Origin of the sequence: Shewanella sp. GutCb (assembly GCF_002836135.1) — a bacterium.
Classification (GTDB): domain Bacteria; phylum Pseudomonadota; class Gammaproteobacteria; order Enterobacterales; family Shewanellaceae; genus Shewanella.
Window position 1 is genome coordinate 357,606 of record NZ_PJBL01000001.1, and the last position, 19,255, is coordinate 376,860.

General features: G+C 44.0%; 14 protein-coding genes. 3 read left to right on the forward strand and 11 right to left on the reverse strand.

Features of this window, described 5'->3' with window-relative positions; genetic code table 11:
* Window positions 1-35 precede the first annotated feature (35 nt).
* Window positions 36-728 carry a 16S rRNA pseudouridine(516) synthase RsuA gene (gene rsuA / locus CXF86_RS01595; protein WP_101092897.1) on the forward strand — a complete coding sequence of 231 codons (693 nt, stop codon included), beginning with the start codon at window positions 36-38 and terminating at the stop codon, window positions 726-728.
* A gap of 289 nt (window positions 729-1,017) precedes the next feature.
* Here rsuA and CXF86_RS01600 read toward each other — a convergent pair whose 3' ends face one another.
* Entirely contained in the window at window positions 1,018-5,922 is a 4,905-nt protein-coding gene (locus CXF86_RS01600) for a S8 family serine peptidase (protein WP_102038174.1), read from the reverse strand.
* Window positions 5,923-6,579: 657 nt separating this feature from the next.
* On the opposite strand from CXF86_RS01600, the gene CXF86_RS01605 reads away from it, so the two are divergent.
* Window positions 6,580-7,485 carry a LysR family transcriptional regulator gene (locus CXF86_RS01605; protein WP_101090542.1) on the forward strand — a complete coding sequence of 302 codons (906 nt, stop codon included), beginning with the start codon at window positions 6,580-6,582 and terminating at the stop codon, window positions 7,483-7,485.
* A 56-nt stretch (window positions 7,486-7,541) separates the two neighbouring features.
* Here the strand turns inward: CXF86_RS01605 and CXF86_RS01610 are convergent, their stop codons facing one another.
* From CXF86_RS01610 to CXF86_RS01625, 4 genes are all read right to left on the reverse strand, one after another.
* The gene (locus CXF86_RS01610; protein ID WP_102038175.1) at window positions 7,542-8,483 is read right to left on the reverse strand and encodes a DUF4097 family beta strand repeat-containing protein; all 942 of its coding nucleotides are present in this window, start codon (window positions 8,481-8,483) and stop codon (window positions 7,542-7,544) included.
* Window positions 8,480-9,010 carry a hypothetical protein gene (locus tag CXF86_RS01615; protein ID WP_102038176.1) on the reverse strand — a complete coding sequence of 177 codons (531 nt, stop codon included), beginning with the start codon at window positions 9,008-9,010 and terminating at the stop codon, window positions 8,480-8,482. The genes CXF86_RS01610 and CXF86_RS01615 overlap by 4 nt, the downstream gene beginning before the upstream one ends.
* A gap of 24 nt (window positions 9,011-9,034) precedes the next feature.
* Window positions 9,035-9,568: an RNA polymerase sigma factor gene (locus CXF86_RS01620; protein WP_180960982.1), complete on the reverse strand. Its 534-nt coding sequence runs from the start codon at window positions 9,566-9,568 to the stop codon at window positions 9,035-9,037.
* A 208-nt stretch (window positions 9,569-9,776) separates the two neighbouring features.
* Entirely contained in the window at window positions 9,777-10,736 is a 960-nt protein-coding gene (locus CXF86_RS01625) for a bifunctional Delta(1)-pyrroline-2-carboxylate/Delta(1)-piperideine-2-carboxylate reductase (protein WP_102038177.1), read from the reverse strand.
* Window positions 10,737-11,149: 413 nt separating this feature from the next.
* On the opposite strand from CXF86_RS01625, the gene CXF86_RS01630 reads away from it, so the two are divergent.
* Window positions 11,150-13,012 carry a methyl-accepting chemotaxis protein gene (locus tag CXF86_RS01630; protein ID WP_102038178.1) on the forward strand — a complete coding sequence of 621 codons (1,863 nt, stop codon included), beginning with the start codon at window positions 11,150-11,152 and terminating at the stop codon, window positions 13,010-13,012.
* A gap of 120 nt (window positions 13,013-13,132) precedes the next feature.
* Here CXF86_RS01630 and CXF86_RS01635 read toward each other — a convergent pair whose 3' ends face one another.
* The 6 genes from CXF86_RS01635 to CXF86_RS01660 form a co-directional block, all read right to left on the reverse strand.
* Window positions 13,133-14,245 carry a glucosaminidase domain-containing protein gene (locus tag CXF86_RS01635; protein ID WP_101090537.1) on the reverse strand — a complete coding sequence of 371 codons (1,113 nt, stop codon included), beginning with the start codon at window positions 14,243-14,245 and terminating at the stop codon, window positions 13,133-13,135.
* 325 nt (window positions 14,246-14,570) lie between these two features.
* Window positions 14,571-14,978, reverse strand: a complete 408-nt coding sequence (locus tag CXF86_RS01640) for a c-type cytochrome (RefSeq protein ID WP_101090536.1) — start codon at window positions 14,976-14,978, stop codon at window positions 14,571-14,573.
* Window position 14,979: 1 nt separating this feature from the next.
* The gene (locus CXF86_RS01645) at window positions 14,980-15,390 is read right to left on the reverse strand and encodes a cytochrome C (protein ID WP_374702312.1); all 411 of its coding nucleotides are present in this window, start codon (window positions 15,388-15,390) and stop codon (window positions 14,980-14,982) included.
* On the reverse strand, window positions 15,387-16,613 hold the full coding sequence (locus CXF86_RS01650; RefSeq protein WP_101090534.1) for a sulfite oxidase: 1,227 nt from the start codon (window positions 16,611-16,613) through the stop codon (window positions 15,387-15,389). The genes CXF86_RS01645 and CXF86_RS01650 overlap by 4 nt, the downstream gene beginning before the upstream one ends.
* Complete coding sequence (locus CXF86_RS01655) at window positions 16,613-16,933, reverse strand: c-type cytochrome (RefSeq protein ID WP_102038179.1); 321 nt, start codon at window positions 16,931-16,933, stop codon at window positions 16,613-16,615. The genes CXF86_RS01650 and CXF86_RS01655 overlap by 1 nt, the downstream gene beginning before the upstream one ends.
* A 579-nt stretch (window positions 16,934-17,512) precedes the next feature.
* On the reverse strand, window positions 17,513-19,228 hold the full coding sequence (locus CXF86_RS01660; RefSeq protein ID WP_180960983.1) for a chloride channel protein: 1,716 nt from the start codon (window positions 19,226-19,228) through the stop codon (window positions 17,513-17,515).
* Between the last annotated feature and the right edge of the window lie 27 nt (window positions 19,229-19,255).

Consider the following 19,255-nt stretch of genomic DNA (forward strand, 5'->3'; position numbering starts at 1 on the left):
TGTCGGCCATTATGGTCATATAGCTGAGTGTTACAGTGCGTTTAGATAAATATATTTGTGAGTCAACTTCCCATTCTCGTGTTTCAGCCAAAAAAGCACTGCATCGTGGCGATGTCACTTGCAACGGTGAAGTGGTTAAAACTTCAGGTTTTAAAGTCACTGATGACCATGAAATTCGTTTAGAGGGTGTGATACTCAAAGTCATTGGCCCACGTTACATCATGCTCAACAAGCCAGTTGATACTATCTGCTCAACGATTGACGAAGAGTATCCGTCTGTTATTGGCTTACTCGATGTTATTCGACCTGAAGATTTGCATATCGCAGGGCGTTTAGATGCAGACACCACAGGCCTAACCTTGATTACGACTGACGGCAAATGGTCGCACAAAGTCACCTCTCCTAAAAAAGAGTGTGGTAAACGCTATTTGCTAGAAACTGCAGAACCGCTAGCTACTGAGTTAGTTGAGCAGTTTGCGACAGGGTTACAACTTCATAATGAAGACGGTTTAACTAAGCCTGCCATACTTGAATTGTTAGGCACGCATCAAGCGCGCTTAACGATTACCGAAGGCAAATACCATCAAGTTAAACGTATGCTGGCATCTGTTGGTAATCACGTGACTAAATTACACCGTGAAAAAGTGGGCGAAATTGAACTCGATAGTACGCTTGAACTGGGTGAATGGCGTTTTTTAACTGACGCTGAAGCCAAATCAGTAAAGTAAGTCAGTAAACTTGCTCCGTAAAATAAGCCTGCAAAACACGCTGACGGTTCCTCGATAAGTGATATCAGCTTACCTGAGTGGAATTGGATAGCGGATAGTCGCTGGTTAGATAGAGCACTGAACGTGGATGCGTTCGGTGCTTTGTTGTATCTGGGAGTCATTAATCATCTGCATTGGTTGTAATATTGCCCTCTAAATAATGAAGAATGCACAAAAAAGGGCCCTCAATTGAGGGCCCAAAGACAAGGTTAAGCAAATCGCAAATGCTTAACTTTTGTGCTCTTACTGATTAATGTAGCTTACGACGTCCTGCAAATAATCCGAGCAATGCTAGCGCTAAGAAACCTAAGCTACCACCTGAATCATTTGAATCATCTTCAACTTCTTCATCTGGTGTCTCAGTGGCTGGTGGCGTTGGTTCAACACCATTAGAAGTCACCGTCAACATAAAGCTGCTTGATACCATATCGTTGCTATTGGCTGCATCGCTTACGGTAACAGTAACCATGGTGCTGCCATGCCAATCGCTATCAGGCATAACGTCTACCATTGAGCCAGAGGTGTGACCGTTTATCATCGCCGTGATGTTATCACCACTGACACTGATAACTTTATCAGTGTTAGTACTCGTGCTATAGACAACCGCTAGATCTGTTAACTTAGTGTTTTCATCGATAGTGACATCGTTGAATTGACCCATGTTGATGTTGCCGTTAACCATCACATTGTGGGTGATAGTTTTAGTGACGGCATTATCATAATCACTGCTGATAACAAGGTCCATATTGTTTCCTGCTGCGTTGTTATTAACCACTGCACTGAACTTAACTTTCACCGCTGTTTGCTCTGGGCCTTGATAGTTACCACAAACCATTGAGAATTCAGATACTTTATCAAGCACGTTATCAAAGGCAAATGTGTCAGCTAACCAACCTTCGTTAGGTGCCCAAGGGTTACGGAAACCATGGTAGCCACGAGTACCGATTGAGCCTTTACCTTTTAATGATTCATCAAGACGTTTATAGGCGAAGATGATTTCATTTTTACCTGGAGTGAAATCAGGTTCTACCGCATAGATGGTCTGGAAGGTATAACTACCATTGGCGCCTGTCCACCAATCGTTAACCGTCATGTTATTCCACTGGACAAGGAGTTCTTTATCAGTCCTTGCTACATATACGCCGCTATATGCCCCCGTCAGCATGTCAAAGCCTGGGTTGATACGACCTTCGCTATGCCAAAGTGGTGCAACCATGGTATCTGGGAACGCTAAGTTCTCCATTGGCATGTGGCCCCAGTTCATGTAAGGCATTTGATCAAAGGCGATATAACCACCGGGGCTTATTTGCATTTGACCGTCTCTGTCCTGCCCATAGTGATTGACCTTGTCGAAACCAAGTTGCCAAATGTCTAGCCTTAATGAGTCCCAAGCACCACCCTCAATAACAGTTGGAAGCATTATTTGCCCCAAGTCTATGAAGTTCTCTTGGAAGTCGGCATCTGCATAAGGCTGGCGACATAAAGGATCTGTTTCGTTGGTCGTCCACACATATTCCCGAGGGGTATAAGCTGATGTAGGTTGAACACCTTCGATGGTGAGATTGTTACCATCAATGGTAGCCATATCAGCATAGATACCTGCAACCTCAACACTGCTTTTCACCAATGTAAGCCCTTCAGGTAACACTGCTTTTAGGCTGAAGTTGCGATCTGTTTCCATCATGTTGGGATCGGCTTCCATATAGAAGTCGATAATATCACCCGCTTTTGCTGCATCTTGGCTAGCTTCAAAAGTAAGGTCAGACCCCTTAGTTTCTAAACGAAGTCCCATCATTCCTACGTCAGTTGGGTTTTCGTCGTTACGGCCTAACTCAACGGCAGCATAGTACACATCGCCTTCTTCAGCTGTGGGTACATCCCATGCTAAATTAACGCGGTAAGGGTCAGCCCCATTAGCTTCGCCGACGATTTCAGCACTCAATTCGCCATTCATTTCATTTGGAATAATAGCCAGCGAACTGGTTATTCCTAATGGTTGATCCTTGCCCATTGGGTAGTTAGGATCATACAGGGTGTAGTTACCCACTAATGCCCAATAGTCACCCGGGGTTGGGTTTTCTACTGCACAGAAGTCACGTGCATAACTGAATGAGTAGCAGATTGCTTCATCACTCCATTGTGCTCGACCATCGCCATTAGCGTCGAAGCCGATATCGATTGCGGTATCGTGAGCCGTAGTATTACCTTCAATATTTGTCACTTCAAATACAAAACGTTTAGTGCCTTCAGGGATGATAAAGTTGATTTGAGCAATACCAGGGTCATTGTCAATATCATCAGGTGTTCCTATGCCTAACGAATATGGCACTAAGTTATGAACCTGTTGTTCGCCCTTGACTAATCCACTGACTTTTACCGCACCGACCTGTTTTGTGAACAATTCAGGCGTAAGCGCAACACTCTTAGTTCTGTGCATATTCATTGAAAGATCATTCGGTAAACCGTCTGAATTAAAACCAATACGCATCGGTAAAGTTTGTGCTGGTTTCATTGTATCTTGTGGGGTAATGGTGACATGACCTTCAAGCTCCACATCTTGAATTCCCCCATAGACGTTACCAATATCAGAAACATTGGCACTAAACTGTACGGTTTGAACTTGACCTTTCTTCAACGTAAAGCTTGATGGATTTGCCGAGAGCTGCAATAGAGCCAGGCCTTCAGCGGTGTGCTCTTCCATCTCTACATTCCATGCACCATCTTCAGTTGCGCGGAATGTTCTCACAAAGCTACAGTTTAATGAGCAAGCAGTGCCAAATAAATAGGGGGTGTTAAGCGATGATACATCGCCGCCATTATGGGGATTAGCAGCACGATAGTTATCTGCAGTTTCGTCCATCACTAGCGTGGCCATAGAGGCCGCTTTCACATTAACGACACCACTACCAAAATCATTAAATCCAGCCGCAACAATGTCACCCCATTGCCCTGTGATTGTTCCTGTATTATTTGCTGTCATCATTAACGCAGATTCAATTTCAGCAGGCGTCCATTCAGGGTTTAGTTGCTTCAGCAACGCCATAGAACCAGCAATGTGAGGCCCAGCCATTGAGGTACCAGACATCATTGTATAGTCGGATGTAAATGGTGAGGTGGTGAAAGGTTGGTCATCGGCGAATGCAGCATAAATATCAACACCTGGAGCACCAATTTTAGGCGCCATTGAATCAGGTGTTGTAAGGCTTGGGCCGCGAGAGGAGAAGTCTGCGACGAAATCAGCCTCACCTATTGCTGTGCTCATGCTTGAAGCATTTATGCTTGCCATATGGTCCGTGCCTGACGACAACCAGCTTGTTAATTGCTGACCTGGCCAGCTTTGTATTAACACGCCAGGAATGACATAGGGATCATTAGGTTCAGCATAACCATTAGGTGCATCTTGAGTGTAGTCAGCGTTATATAAAACAAAGCCGCCAGCACCACCAGCTTGTACATTGATGGCTTTCTCTAAGCGCGAGATATCGCCACGTTTGCACACCACTATTTGATCAATAGTGAACGTATCAGCGGTAAATGGGCTATTACAATTTTCATCGCCATAATTAGCCGCTAATACAATACTGCCACTAAAGCCTTCGGTGTAACCTGCACCAATAAGGTCACTTGGCGCGGTGGTGTCACCACCAGATAGGCTTTCTAGACGTTTCTCTGAAAACTCAACGGTACGACCGTGAGTTGTGGCTGCAACACTAGTGATCCAAGGTGCAACGTGATCGATAAACGCATAACTTGAGTTACCTGCAGATGCTGCGACCACAATGCCCGCTTCACGGGCAGATAGAAACGCCATCTCTAAGACACTTTCCCATGGGTTACTTTCACCACCACCGATAGAAAAGTTAATCACATCAACTTGGTCAATGATCGCATCTTCAACAGCGCTGACTAAGGCTTCAGCTGGGCAGCCTTGATATTGTTCGGTGCCGTAAAAAGTGCCGGCACCATATGAACCATCTCCTGGGTAACACACCTGATAAGATATGATGTTTGCCCTAGGTGCTACACCCGACATATGCGCGAAAGTCAGCTCAGTATCAAAGCCGTCATTGGTTTCGCCATATTGGGGGAATTGATAGGGGACATCAAACAGTTCATTACCCGCCACTGTAGATGCCGTGTGCGAGCCATGTCCTTGGTAATCTTCACCGTTTTCTGGGCGTTTAGGGTCGACTTTTTCAGAATAACCAAGGTTTTGAAATGCAGGGTCACTATAAGAATCGGTGATCACTGGGTATGAGCGCACACCGATGAGCTTATCGTTACACATGCTCGCAAATTCTACTTTTTCACAATCGCCGTAGAATTGACCGCGGGCATTGTTGTGAGTGTAGCCATCACCAGACACTGCTGCAAAAGAGGGGTGGTCTGAGTTGATACCGGTATCTAAAATTCCCACCACAACACCTTCGCCTTTGTTAGCTAAAGATTGTGTATTAGGGATCCATATCTCATCGGCTTTAATATGTTTTGGGCCAACATCGGTATTCAATTTGTAATTAATTGAGCGTTGGATATTTTTTATCCCCGCTAGTTTTGCTACGCGAGAGGCTTGCTGTTGCGTCATCTTCATTGTTGCACCGTTAAGTGCAAATTTGAATGTTCGGTTCACTTTCGCACTACTGCCAACAATGGCGGTAACGTTTGAGATATGTTGCGCTTGCTTTTGTTCTAGGTAATGAACATAGCTTTTAACTTCTTGGCTATTAACATCAATTTTATAGGAATGACTAGCGACTAGGCTTGAAGGGACTTTTGATAACCCACGAACATTAGTCGCTGATAAACCCGATATCCCACCATTATAAGTGGCAACTGGACTGTCATTGAACTCGATAATATAGGTTTGAATTCCTTCGACGTCAGCTTCCCACTTGAATGGAACTTTTTGTGCAGCTGCTCTGTGGGTATTCGCTTGGCTAATGGTGGCTTGTTGAGTGTTACCCGGATTAAATCGGTCAGCTCTTACTTTACGTGCTTCACTATCTGCCACCATTTGAGGAGTAATAGAGACCTCTTTAATGAAATCATGTTTTTCTTGTGCTGAGGATTTCACTGCACTATCAGCTGCTACAGCACCGGCCCCCGCGGCATAAATCGCCGCTATGGTCACCATGCTTATTTTTTTTAACTTCATTGTAGATTCCCTATTTTTTTGTTATTTCGATCGGGCTAATATCTAGCATTGGGATATTATTTCGAGGTCGATTTTTAAACATGAAGGGCTTAACAATCCAATGCGTAATATGCATGGGGGTATGCGTTTTATGCATTTACGCGCTACACGTATCAGTTTGTTAAATTACGCTGGTTTGGGTATTAATATTGTGCATGTTGGCTTTGCTGGTGTTAGCAGTTGTTAGTTTGCGTCTTACTGGTGGTTGTGTTTGCCCTAGCTTACGCTGGATAGTATTTCATGTTGTGCTGCTGTTCTTATTTTGATGGTAGATGGCTGCTAGTTTGATACAACTTGTTAATGATTTGTTCGTTTTGGTTTTTTTGTTGTGAAATGGAAATAGAAAGGAAAGATTGTGAAAGTGCTATTTGTTAAGGTTATTAACTAAAAATAACAAATACTTAAACTAGTTTTTTGTTTAAGTCGACGGATACCTGATACAAATTGTTAATTGGATAGCTTGAACTGATTTGCTTTAGTCGTTAGCTTAATAAAAAACTAATTAATCAGACGATTAAATTAGTCATAAATATAAAACCAATCTATTTTCGCATTGATTGTCGGGGGACAATGAGAGCTGTCTTTGCTAAATAAAATAATTAAAAGCAGGCAAAGATTATGGAGTTAAGGCATTTAAAGCACTTTATGGTGCTAGCTAGACTAAACAGTTTTAATCAAGCCGCTAGTCAGTTAAATCTTGCGCAACCGTCTCTATCTCGAAGTATTCAAAAAATGGAAGATTTACTCGGCGTTAAGCTATTCAAGCGTGGTGCTAATAGTTTATCACTCACTACTTATGGTGAGTTGGTATTGGAACATGGCGAGAGCATTATTTATCATGTTGATTATTTAGAATCTGAGATCCAATCTCTAAGAGGGATCGAGTCTGGCCAGCTAATCATCGGCGCTAGCCCTATTCCTTCCAACAGTTTAATTGGCCCCGTGATAGGCCCTTTTATTCGAGACAACCCCAAGATAAGTGTCGAGCTTAAAGTGGAGAAATGGAGCCGTTTGCATGAACTATTGCTCAAAGGCAGTTTATCGCTATTTATTGCGGAAGCGAAAGCAACCTCTCTTGATGAACAGGATGATTTGATCGTGGTGCCACTACCTGCATCAAATGCTATATTTTGTTGTCGACCTGAACACCCTTTGTTATTGGAGAATCATGTCTATCTGCCGACGTTAAGGGACTATCCGCTAGCCGTCGCACGCTCAATGCCAAAAAAACTTGCAGAACAATTTGATGACCTCTTTGATCTTGATAGACATGATTTTTCGGGCTTAGTAAGGTTCGACCAATTTCAGCCTATTAAGGAGTCATTATATAACTGCGATATGGTGGTGATCACGCCAGAAATATCGGTTGAAAAAGAACTGAAAGAGGGGCGGCTGGTGGCGCTAAATGTTGAGAATATGCCAAATATAAAAGCTGGATTTTGTATTGTTTATCTTAAAAACAAGCGCTTGAGTTTAGCCGATGAACGTTTTATTAATTTTATTTTGCAAGCATCTAAGTCGTAAAGATAATATTAAAAAGGTAACCCAAGGGTTACCTTTTTATTAAACTGAGCCTTGGACTAATTAGATAACTTAATCTCGCCACTAATGGTAGATGCACTGAGGTTGGCGCTGCCATCTCCCGCTTGGAATTTTAGATACGTTTGCGGTGAATACCTTTCTGTTGTCACTTTATCAGCCGTTAACTTATTGCTGATACTGCCGCCCGGGCCACCATTGATATCAAAGGAGACGTTTACCTCGTTAGTAAAATGGATGTTGATATCACCGCTGACACTGCCGAGCTTTGCTTTGTCTTTAAGGCTGGCAATGGAAAGGTCAATATCACCACTGACTGTTTTTATACTCAAGCTATCAATATCGGCAAGCGCCACAGTTGCATCACCTGATACCAGCTCGACAGAGACTTGGTCAGCTTTGGTATTGGCCGTTAACTCGCCGCTGACAAGGCGATAACCGACTTTGCCTGAGCTATCAGTATCTTTTATTTCACCTGAGACGGTTTCAAGCATCACTTTGCCACCAAGCTCACGGCTGGATATGTCTCCTGATACGGTATGCAACATCACTTTATCACTTAGTTTACTGGCTTTTATATCGCCACTGACAGAGCTGATATCCATTTTTCCGTCAAATGCATCGATACGGAAATTTGCAGATATAGCTTCAGCCTGCAGTTTAATTTGACGTGGCAGTGTGATGGTCAGTTGCGAGCCATCTTTATTGCTGCCGCTGTATTGCCTTGGCATTTCATCCTCGATGACTACATGGTTGCCTTTAACAGTAAAAGTTAGCCCCTCGCTCAACTCATCAAGCTCGCCTTTAACGCTAATCTCACTCTTGTCCCATGACTTAATGACGACATCGCCTCGTGAGACATTAATACTGACTTTGGGATTCGATTCGACTTGTTGAGTTTGATCCACTGCGGTGCCTGCAAGTGTTGTTTGGCTAATAAACAGTGTGGTTAATGCAAGGCTGATAAGCGGTGTTTTATTCATATTCGTGCTCCCTGATTTTGCTCTGCAGCGGGCAGTGTTTGCCCCTGCTGTAATAATTCGATTTCTCTTTGTTGGGTCCAAAGCCAAAGCTGCCATAGCTCTTTGTCATGGGGTGTTTTGGTGAGTGTTTGATAGATTTTTTCGGCCGCTTTTCTTAGCTGCTCAATGCCTTGATTTAACGGCAGACCAAGCTCGGTGGATTGCCAGTTGACCTTATGACTTTGTTGTAATAGTGCAATTTGTTGCCGATGTTCTAGCTTGATCTCTGATAACGTTATCAGTAGCGGAGATGTATTTGATTGCGCTGTATAGAGCGGCGTAATGACGCCGTTGCTCCACATCGTCGTGCCCAATATCCCGGTTAACAAAATGATGCTGGCTACAGCAATACGGCGCCACTGATTTGGCTGAGAAAATTCGGGTTTATCGAGTTGTTTCTCTATACCTGACCAAAGCTCACGTTCTGGCGCTAATGCTGTAGGTGCTTTGGCTATTAATTGCTGTAACTTATCTTGTGAATGACTCATTTGTGCGTCCTTTTTCAGCATCATCTAATTCAGCATTTCAGCGAGTAACTTTTGCGCTCGATGGTATTGCGCTTTACTGGTGCCAGACGCAATTCCCATTAGCTGACCAATCTCTTCATGCTTGTAGCCTTCAAGTGCAAATAGTACAAAAACAATTCGAGCTCTTTCTGGCAATTTAACTAAGATTTTGTCGAGATCTTCATATTCATCTTGTACCGCTTCAGCATCAGTTTCTGATGCTACAAATCGAGACCAAAACGAACGATGTTTCTTGAGGCTATTGAGCGCTTGGTTAACCGATAAACTGTGCAACCAAGTGGTAAATTGGCTTTGGCCTTTAAATTGCGGCAATTTCTGCCACAAGGTGACAAAACAGTCTTGAGTGGCATCTTCAGCTAAGGCAACTTGACCGGTGATGCGAAAACATAGCGCGTACACCCGTTGATGGTGTTGTTGGTAAAGCTGTTTAAATGCAGCTTTGTCGCCTTTTTTTGCACTATCGATAAGATCCGGCTCGTTGAATGAACTCTGCTGCAAGACCTTTATTTGTGCTGTCACTACATGTTCCTTATGTGCTTACCGATATAGATAAGACAAAGCTAACCTATAAAAAGGTTTAAACGAAAATAAAATAAATTATTTTTAGCGTCATCGCCGCTTTAATTAATGAGGGGGAATATGCCCAGATGGGATGCTATTTTAGGGGGCGGAGATAAGAAATGATGCTAGCAATAAGGCCAGTATCAGTGGCCTCACCGGATAAAAATTAAGACTCAGCTGAAGTTAATTTGGCGTAGACCAGTTGAGCACCGACAAGATCTGATAACGCAGTGCCAACGGTTTTAAATAGGGTTATCTGCTCAGCGCTTTCGCGCGCGGAGATTGTAGACTGGCTCAATTGTGCCAGTTCGCCCTTGACCTCATCGAAGCAAAATTGCCCTTCTGCAATTGGAATGAGTAGTTCTCCCGCCTCGGCAAAGACATTGATTTTTGAATCAACAAATACTGCCGATTTTTGGATGAGTGTTGTATCACATTCACGGCGATCGTGGTTGTGGTTGCCGACAAAATCAGTATGGGTGCCCGCTTGAACCCATTCGCCAGGAAACAGCGGTGTAGGAGAGCCTGTTGCACAGCTAATGATGTCTGCATTACGTACGCTGGCTTCGAGATTGTCACAATAGATAACCTTAATGTCAGGACGTTGATTGCGGATAAGCGCCATTGTCGCATGCGCTTTATCTTGATTACGTCCCCAAACGCTAATCTGGGTAATCGGCCGCACACTAGCATGAGCCAGTGCCATAAATGACGCCAAGTTGCCGGTACCACATACCAGTAATTTGCTTGAATTTTCACGCGACAAATAACGGCTACCCAGTGCAGAAACGGCCGCCGTGCGCCAATATGTCACACTGGTACCATCGACTAATGCTTGTGGCTCACCGGTGACCCGATTAAAGATTAATATTTTAGAATAGAGACTGGCGAGCTTAGGATCTTTTTGTGGATTACCCGGAAAGTAAGTAAAGGCTTTAACGGCAATGGTTTTGTCGTTCCAAGAGGGTAATACTGCAAATGCATCACTGTGGCTTGCTGACTCATCCAGACTAAAAACCTGCCTTTGGGGCATACCCGCGGGACGAGAGAATGTTTCGTCGAGCGCGTCGACAAGCTCATTAAAATTTAAAGACTGGTGCACAGACTCGGCATTGATGACTAGCATAAGGGCTCCTGAAAACGGTATATTTTATATCATTAGTTGTCGCAGTATGAATCAATCAACTTTATATTGCTATATGGTTAATTTTGCGTGACCAGCAACAGTACGAACAGCGTGTAACTCCAAAAGAGTTCATCTTTGATTTATCAGTCATGTGATTAATGGGCGTGAGGCTGAGATAACGTAAACTAAGTATTTTTTAACCGTTAAAATGGACCGTAAACTGTAATTAAATCAATTCATTATTGGTATTGAATTGACTGTGGTTTTAGTGCTCAAGATAGTTTCGTACTGCTATTTTATTAACGGCTAGTGTTAACGATTAAATATACGGTGTTAACTGGTTTAATGTTGTAGAATCGCGCCCTTCGTAAATGTTACTCATTAGATGTTTTCATCTTGCTGTTGGGGTTTATATGTTAATTCGCCACAAGTTGCTTTTAAGCGCTGCGGTATCTATTGCTGCACTAGGGGCTATGTTTGGTTTACAGCTTTATTTTGGTCAAGTTCAGTCTGAACTGTCTAAAGCATCTCAGGGGGTCTCGAGTCTCAAAAGTGAAGTGTTGAGCCTTCGTCGTGACGAGAAAGATTTTTTGGCGAGGTTGGATCTTAAATACGTCGATAAGCATCAATCGAATCATAATGACATTAAGTTACTCACCCGAGAATTGGACCGCGTATTTACTGAGTACAGCATTCCGACTCAAGCGCTTGCTAACTTCAATAGCGATCTTACTATCTATGTAAGCACATTCACCAAGGTGGTAGGGTTACACCAGCAGATGGGATTAACACCAAAGGCGGGTTTATACGGCGCACTGCGTGATGCGGTTCATCAAGTCGAGTCTCTGGTTAAACAATACGATCAACCCGCATTAATGGTGCAGATGCTGCAATTACGTCGAGCAGAAAAAGACTTTATGCTCAGGCGCAGCCAAAGTTACGTGGCAAAGTTTGATGATGGCTTAATTAATTTCGAGACCGTGTTAGCTCAATCGACCGTTACTCCTGCCGCTAAACAGCAGATCAGCACACTCATTCAGCAATATAATGCAGATTTTAAACAGCTGGTCACTAAAGAGCAGCAACTCGGCTTATCTGTCACCCAAGGTCAAATGGGCGAGTTAAGGCAAGCGGTTGCTAATACTGATCGTGCATTGGCGCAGCTTGAATCGTTAGCCAACACTGCGATTCAAGACGAGGAAGAGTCTGCATTTTACTTAGGTTTGTCGATAGCAGTATTGATAGCACTGGCGTTATCTGGCGCAACTTTTTTGATTATTCGCAGTATTATTGACCCTGTTAAACAGATCACCGCAATTATCACTCAGATTGAAGTGAATAAAGATCTGTCGATGCGATGTGATGAGAGTAGTGATGATGAACTTGGACAAATCGCTAAACACTTCAATAGCATGGTAGAAAGTTTTCAAGAGTTGATTGAACAGGTGACAACATCCGTCGGCACCATGAATCAGTCTTGCCAAGATCTCGCCGGTAATGTCACTCAGGCATCTGAAGGTGTGATAAGCCAATTAAATGAAACTGATATGGTCGCCACCGCAATCACCGAGATGGGTGCCACCATTGAAGAGATCGCTAAAAATACTGAACTGGCAGCTAACAAGGCTAGTAGCACCCATGATAATGCACTGCTAGGTCAAAGAGGTGTCGAGCAAACCATTGAAAAAATCGAGTCTTTGGCACAGCAAATCAATCAATCTGCAGTTGTTGTCAATGAGCTCGAAAAGGACAGTGAGACTATCGGCCGAGTGCTTGGTGTGATTAAGTCGATAGCAGATCAGACTAACTTACTCGCATTGAATGCGGCTATTGAGGCTGCAAGAGCAGGCGAGCAGGGTCGTGGCTTTGCTGTTGTGGCCGATGAAGTGCGTAGTTTAGCCATGCGAACCCAAGAGTCTACCGAAGAGATCTCTGCCATTGTTCAGACTTTACAGAGCCGAACTCGCTCTATTGTGAAAGTGATGGAAGCTAGTCGAATTCAAGGTGATGAAAGCGCGGTGCAAGCTGCTTCTGCAGGGGCACTTCTACAGCTGATAAACAGCGATGTTACTAATATAATGGACATGAGCACTCAGATAGCGGCTGCGATTGAAGAGCAGAGCATGGTGGCGACTGAAGTGAATAAAAATGTGGTTGTTATTAGAGATATTGCGCAAGAGACCGCTGATAGAGCGGTTGCGAACTCATCAGCGACTGAGAATGTTAAAGAACGGGCAGAGTTTTTACTGCACGCCGTGAGTAAATTTAAGGTGTAAAAGCTTAAAGGTAAAGTTTCATCTTTCGAAAGGGTTAGCTGAATAAGCTAACCCTTTTTACTTTTGCGTTGGTTAAATATGCAGTGTTTTAGCAGTGTTGATACTCTCTTGAAACCCCCGCTATTGGTCGGCACTTGAAAGCAGGTGTAGCGGCGCAGCGTCACTTAAGTAGGCTTCGTCAACTTGGTCTAACTTGTTATAACGGATCATCTGCCTTATCCCATCAATGTAGGCTTGGCCTCTTTCTGAATATTTGTCTAAAGTACCCGCCAGTTCAATGCCGGTAATAGCGGCGTTACTGGCACGAAGGTTGGCCCTTAGGCTACGTAACTTTTTATAAGCATTATTGGTGTTCAGATTAAGCATGTAGCCCTCAACGGATGCTAAAGGCGTGTCGAAACGCGCTAAGCCATAATTGCCAAGCTCCTTACGCTGCTGTTTCGGTATCATGCCATTACCGCTGAAATCCCATTGACCGAAAAATGCATTGCCTTCGACCGTAAATCTAGAGGTTGCCCAGCCACTTTCTTCAGCCGCTTGGGCTAATACTAATGACGGCGGCAGTATGTCTATCTCCTCTAATAACATCTGTCTCTGCTGCTCGGTAATCGTCTGGTCAAGGCGGGTAATTATCCGATACTTAGCGGCGATATTGAGCAATACAATATCATCTAATGGTGCTGATTCAATTAAGCGCCTTTCTAAGAGGATATTTTCATTCGCAACTAAAATAAGCGGTGCGATTAGCCTGAAAAATACCATCTTCTTTTGCTGCACGGGGATATTGTTAGAGGTTTCCTGCCAGCGTTCGCTGACCGACTCAAACGTTAGCCTAGGGACCTCTCGATTGCCATCGATCCAGCTTTGAGTATTATAATTTAGCGAATCAAACAGTGACGACAATTCATCAAGTGAGTTTATTTTTATCTCTTTAGGTGCCTTAGTGGGGCGAGCATCTGATACATTAATAAAGCTCATTTGGGTTTCAGTTGAATTTGAAGCGGTAGCAAGATCAGCAGCGACTATGCGTTGCTGTACTGAACCTGTTTTATCGGGCTCTGATTTACTTTGATTAACTTGGGTTTTGAGTGCCACTTTAGCGCTAGTGACGGGGGCTGGAGTATTAATGACTGCGTCACTGTTGTCGGGATTGAACTGAGAGTTAGCAGCATAAAGTAACAGCAGGACTGAGGCGGCAAGCAGAGCAAGTTGGGTCTGAGGTTTTCTAAGCATCGAAGCGTCCTTTAGGTGATAGCGATGAGGCTGTATCAAGGTTATTGCTACAGTCTAAATCTAGTCGATCCTTATTCAATATTCCTTTATTGTTACTCATTTGTAAAGTTGGCGCTTTATTGTGGCGAAACATGACGATGGTATTGGTCTGTTTTCGAGCGGGTTATGGCGTAAGAGCACCTATATTTTTACATGTTATAACGATATTTGAAGTAGTTAAGCTGTTTTGCAAGTTATCACAACAGGTTGTGCAAGGCTCATTGGCAAGCACTAAAAAGCCCAGAGGGTTAATCTGGGCTTTCATTTTAATAGCGAGAATATGGGATTACTTGCTCAAATCAGCAGCGACTTGCTGGGAGTAATAGTAAGCCACATCTTTCATTTCAGTTTCAGAAAGCATGCCCGCTTGGCCTTGCATAATGGGGTTAGTACGTTCACCGCGCTTAAACTGGACTAACTGTTTAAACAAGTAAGCGCCCTTTTGGCCTTTTAGGTTAGGGTAAGTTGCCATTATTTTAAGCATGGCGTCTCCATGACAAGCAATACAACGCTGGTTAACCAGAATCTCCCCTTTGCTTGCATCGGCTTGATAGTTAAGCACACTGCTATCAAGTTTTAGTTCGGCAACGGCAAGCGTGTCTTTAAATGAGCTATCTGTAGCTTGAACATTACTGCACAGTAACCCTGATATTAGCGTACTGGCCCATATGGCCTTTGATATACGGTTAGCCATATTAATGATCCTTGTTCGATGATGACAACACCACTGGCATTGGTGGCATTTTGTCTGCATCTAATGGCTTACGTCTGAAGATCTTCATATCAATCTCAGTTTCGTTGTAATAGGTCGATAGATAATCGAGTACAGGGTCCCAAGTATCAGAAAGATCCCAAAGACCTTGGGTATCGATCATCCATTGGATCGTCTCGCGCCATACTTCACGACTGCCGACATTCTGTGGAATGATAAGACTGGTGTGGCATGCGTTACATTGATGCTTAACCACTTCCCAGCCAGGTGCCATGATAAGACCCGTAGTGGGGTCAATCGGATAGCTTTTGACTGGGGCGGTATCTGCCGCCATAGCGGCAGGTAATGACATCGCGCTCAGCACTGCTACTAATAAGAGTGCTTTTTTCATCATACGACCCTTACTGCTACTCGATGGCAACCGTTGAAGAGGTATCCTTTAGGGTTCCACTGTGGTTGTACCATAGGTTGGCTATCACCTTTAATATCAGTTGCACGGGCCCACACCTCGTAATAACCCGTTTGAGGCAGTGTTATATTAATGCTCCACTGTTGCCATGCCATCGGGTTAACGGCTTTGGTTAATGATGCCGTTTGCCATGTGGTGCCATAGTCGTAGCTGACTTCGACTTTAGCAACATCACGAGTACCCGCCCAGGCGTGTCCGCTAACCTGTAATTTATCGCCTAGCGATAACTCACCGCCAGTTTGCGGTGCAGTGATAAGAGACTTAACAATCATCTCTTCGATAATTTTAAAGTCTTTATTGTCGACCTTCTCGCCTGGCGCAACAGGATTCTTTGGTACTTGATAAGCGGGGGCACCCATCTTCTTACCGTCGTGAACACGATCACGAACACCCATGCCGATGGCACATTTTTGAGATACGGATCCTGGGCGGCCGCCGAAAACAATACGTAGAGGATATCCATGCATATAAGGGATATCCTCGCCATTCATGCCCCAAGCAATCATCGCGTTTTCATTCATGGCAGCTTCAATAGGAACGCCACGTGAAATAGCTGCGCCCTTACCACTAAGGTGTTTATCGAGGCCATAGTGAGCGGTATACACGGCATCACTTTTTACGCCGCAGTCAGCGAGTACGTCTTTGACTAATACGCCGGTCCACTCGGCGCAGAACACAGCGGTATTACTCCACTGGTTACCTTTGGCATTGGGATAGAAGTTCTCACGGCTATTACCGCCACACTCTAGTACCAACTGCTGGGTCACGGTTTTGAATTTTTCCTTTAACTCAGCAATGGTGTAGGTTTTTGGGGTTTCAATCGACTCACCGTCAACGGTGAACTCCCAAGTGTCGGGATTGATGCTAGCAAAGTCTGGCATCTGTCCATTCCAACGAATAAATGCAACGTCGGCAGGGGTCTTTACCGGTGCAAGCAAATGCTCTGGGGGAAAGGCATTCAATGGGTTGGAGTTTAATACTTTAAAGTGGCTAGGTAGGTCATCTACTTTTGACCAAGTGACCGCTGACACATCAAGTGGTGCCATTCCAGCTGGGCGGTTTTGGGCAAATGCCCAACTTGCTGGGAGCATTGCAGTTACCGAAGTGGCGACAGCCCCTTTTAAAAAATTACGTCTATCGATTGCCATCAGTATTGTTCCTTCCCAGTGCTAAAATAATGTGCCATAAACTGCATCTGCTCTTCTGTCAGCAGTTTGGCGACTTTGCTCATTGTCTTATCTTGACGTTGATCTGACTTGAATTGTTTAAGCTGTTCAATCATATATTGCGCATTTTGGCCCTTTAAATTAGGGATAGAGCCGTAGTTGTTGCTGCCATCAATACCATGGCAGGCGATACACATATTGAGCAGTTTTTGATTCTCTTGTGCCTGTGCTTGTTGCACCTGCCCAGTAAGCGGAGCAAGTACTAACATAAACGCAGCTAACTTAATCTTCATTACACTCATAGGTAGCCCTTTTCGGGATGATATTATTGCTATTTTTACGCCGAAGGCTCGATGCCTTTAACGTGATTATCTGACGATGTTTTTGCTCACTCACCCGTTGCGACATGTTTCATGTACGCAATAGTTGCCAATGCCTTTTGGAACAGCACATGAAAATGTACATCGCTAACCGGTGCGGCGATTGAGATCGTAAAACTACAGATAAATGTGATCTTTAGCCTGTAAAAAGTTGTGAAAAGTTATAAAAGAACCCATTTAGTAGAATGTAAATTGCTTCTTATAACTAGAATTAACCTATTAATACGAACCTGGTTGCAGGTTTAGTTATTGGTGAGTGAATGTTGACTAGAGGGGCTTTAGCAGTTAGGAGCGACGGGAAAAGTGTTTGCGGAGTCATTTAGATGGTGTTTTCAGAGGGTGTTAGGTCGCAAAAATATTGATTATTTATGGCCTAACATGGCGCTAACCATTGTTTAAAACTGGCTAATAATCAACGCGAGATAGTTGTTGTTTTTCTGTAGGGAAGAGCGTTTAATGACGATTAAACTCATTCAGTAAAGCAGCCATTAAACTCATTCATTAAACTTGGCCTACACTGATCTCTTTTTGCAACGAGGCCCAGTTGATGACACCGACTATATGGTCTTTATTTTCTTGATAAATATAAACCTCGCCTCGTCGTGCTTTCGACAAAATTAAATACACCTCATTGAGCGTTGCGGTATCAGGTACTCCTTGAATGGGGTGGCGAGTCAACGTCGTCGCATCATCACTGGCTTGCAGCTCAAGTTGTATCATCTCGACTTCATTTATGGCATTGCGCACTAACACCGAGCGACCTTCTGCGCGTTTTAACACCTCAAGCAGCAGCTCGTCATTATTACTAATAATCACGAAGCGTTTGTCCATAAGGTGACGAACACCGACTTTTTGCAACCCTAAATTAACCGGAGCCACTTTATATCCAAGGCCCATAATCTCAAGTTGTTTGAAGAAAATCGATTTGGTTTTAAATCCTTGATGTGAAATCAAAAATGCCGGGATAACCACAAACATCGATGGCAAAATAATAGAGGCATTATCAGTGAGCTCTATTAGAGCGACTAACGCGGCAAGTGGCGCGCTTAAACAGACGCCCATCATGCCTGTCATACCAATGATGGTGTATAAGCCAATATAAGGCGCGATAGACGGAAAAAACATAGCGCAAACCAAGGCTAAGATAGTGCCGAGCAACGCCCCTATGCCATAAAGCGGACCAATCAAACCGCCAGGGATCCCGAGTCCAATAGCGGCAATCGTTGCCACCATTTTACCAATCAATATGGCGCTTAAAAACAGAATGCTGGGATGCTCACTAATGGTTTCTGCAATGGCTAACTCGCCGCTACCAATCGCTTCGGGCAATATAAGGCCGACGAGAGTGGTAATGGCACCTGCCAATAACAAGCGTTGCAGTAGTGGCCACTGTTGCCCCATAGCTGTGACGCTAAGCAAGGTGTGATTGAACACTGCGGCAATGCAACCCAACACAATGCCAAATAGTGCGAGCAAGGGATACTGGCTTAGAGGAATGACGGCAGCGCCAATCTGTTCAAATTCATGGACGTTGCCAAAAACCACTTGGCTACTTAATGCACCGCAAATGGCAGATAGCATAATCGGGAAAAAGTAGTGAATTTTGTACTCACGTAACACGACTTCAAAAACAAAGATCACTGCGGCGAGAGGAGCGTTAAAGATGGCAGCGATACCAGCAGCGATGCCACTGGCACACATAATGCGAACACTGTTATCGGGCAGTTTAAATTTTTCGGCCAGTACGCTGGCGCTGACAGCACCAAGATGAACGGCGGGACCTTCACGTCCGACCGAAAAGTTAGTGGCAAGTGCAAACAAGGCTTGGAAGAATTGCCCCGGAGCTGATTGCAGTGGAACTTTGCCGTAATGCAGCTTAACACGATGAATTACATAGGCTATTCCCATGCGTTTATAACGCTGAGATCCCATCTTTGCCACACCCCAAATTAAAAAAGCGCCGAAAAGTGGCAATAACACTCGCCAGTCGTCGATGATATCCGTAAAATTCAGAGCTTGAGTCTGGGTATAGGTGTCAAACCACACTAAGAGCAATCTAAAAAGTAGGATGACAGCTGACGCAAACAACGCAAAAAGCAATGCGAGTAAACACAGCTGAACACTGACTTTTGCTTGAGAAAGCGTATCTTTGAGATCAGTGCTGAGATACTTTTTTGTTTGCTGTCGCATTTTAACGATTGTTTGATACACAGACATTTCCAAAATTTTTGATTGTCACATTCG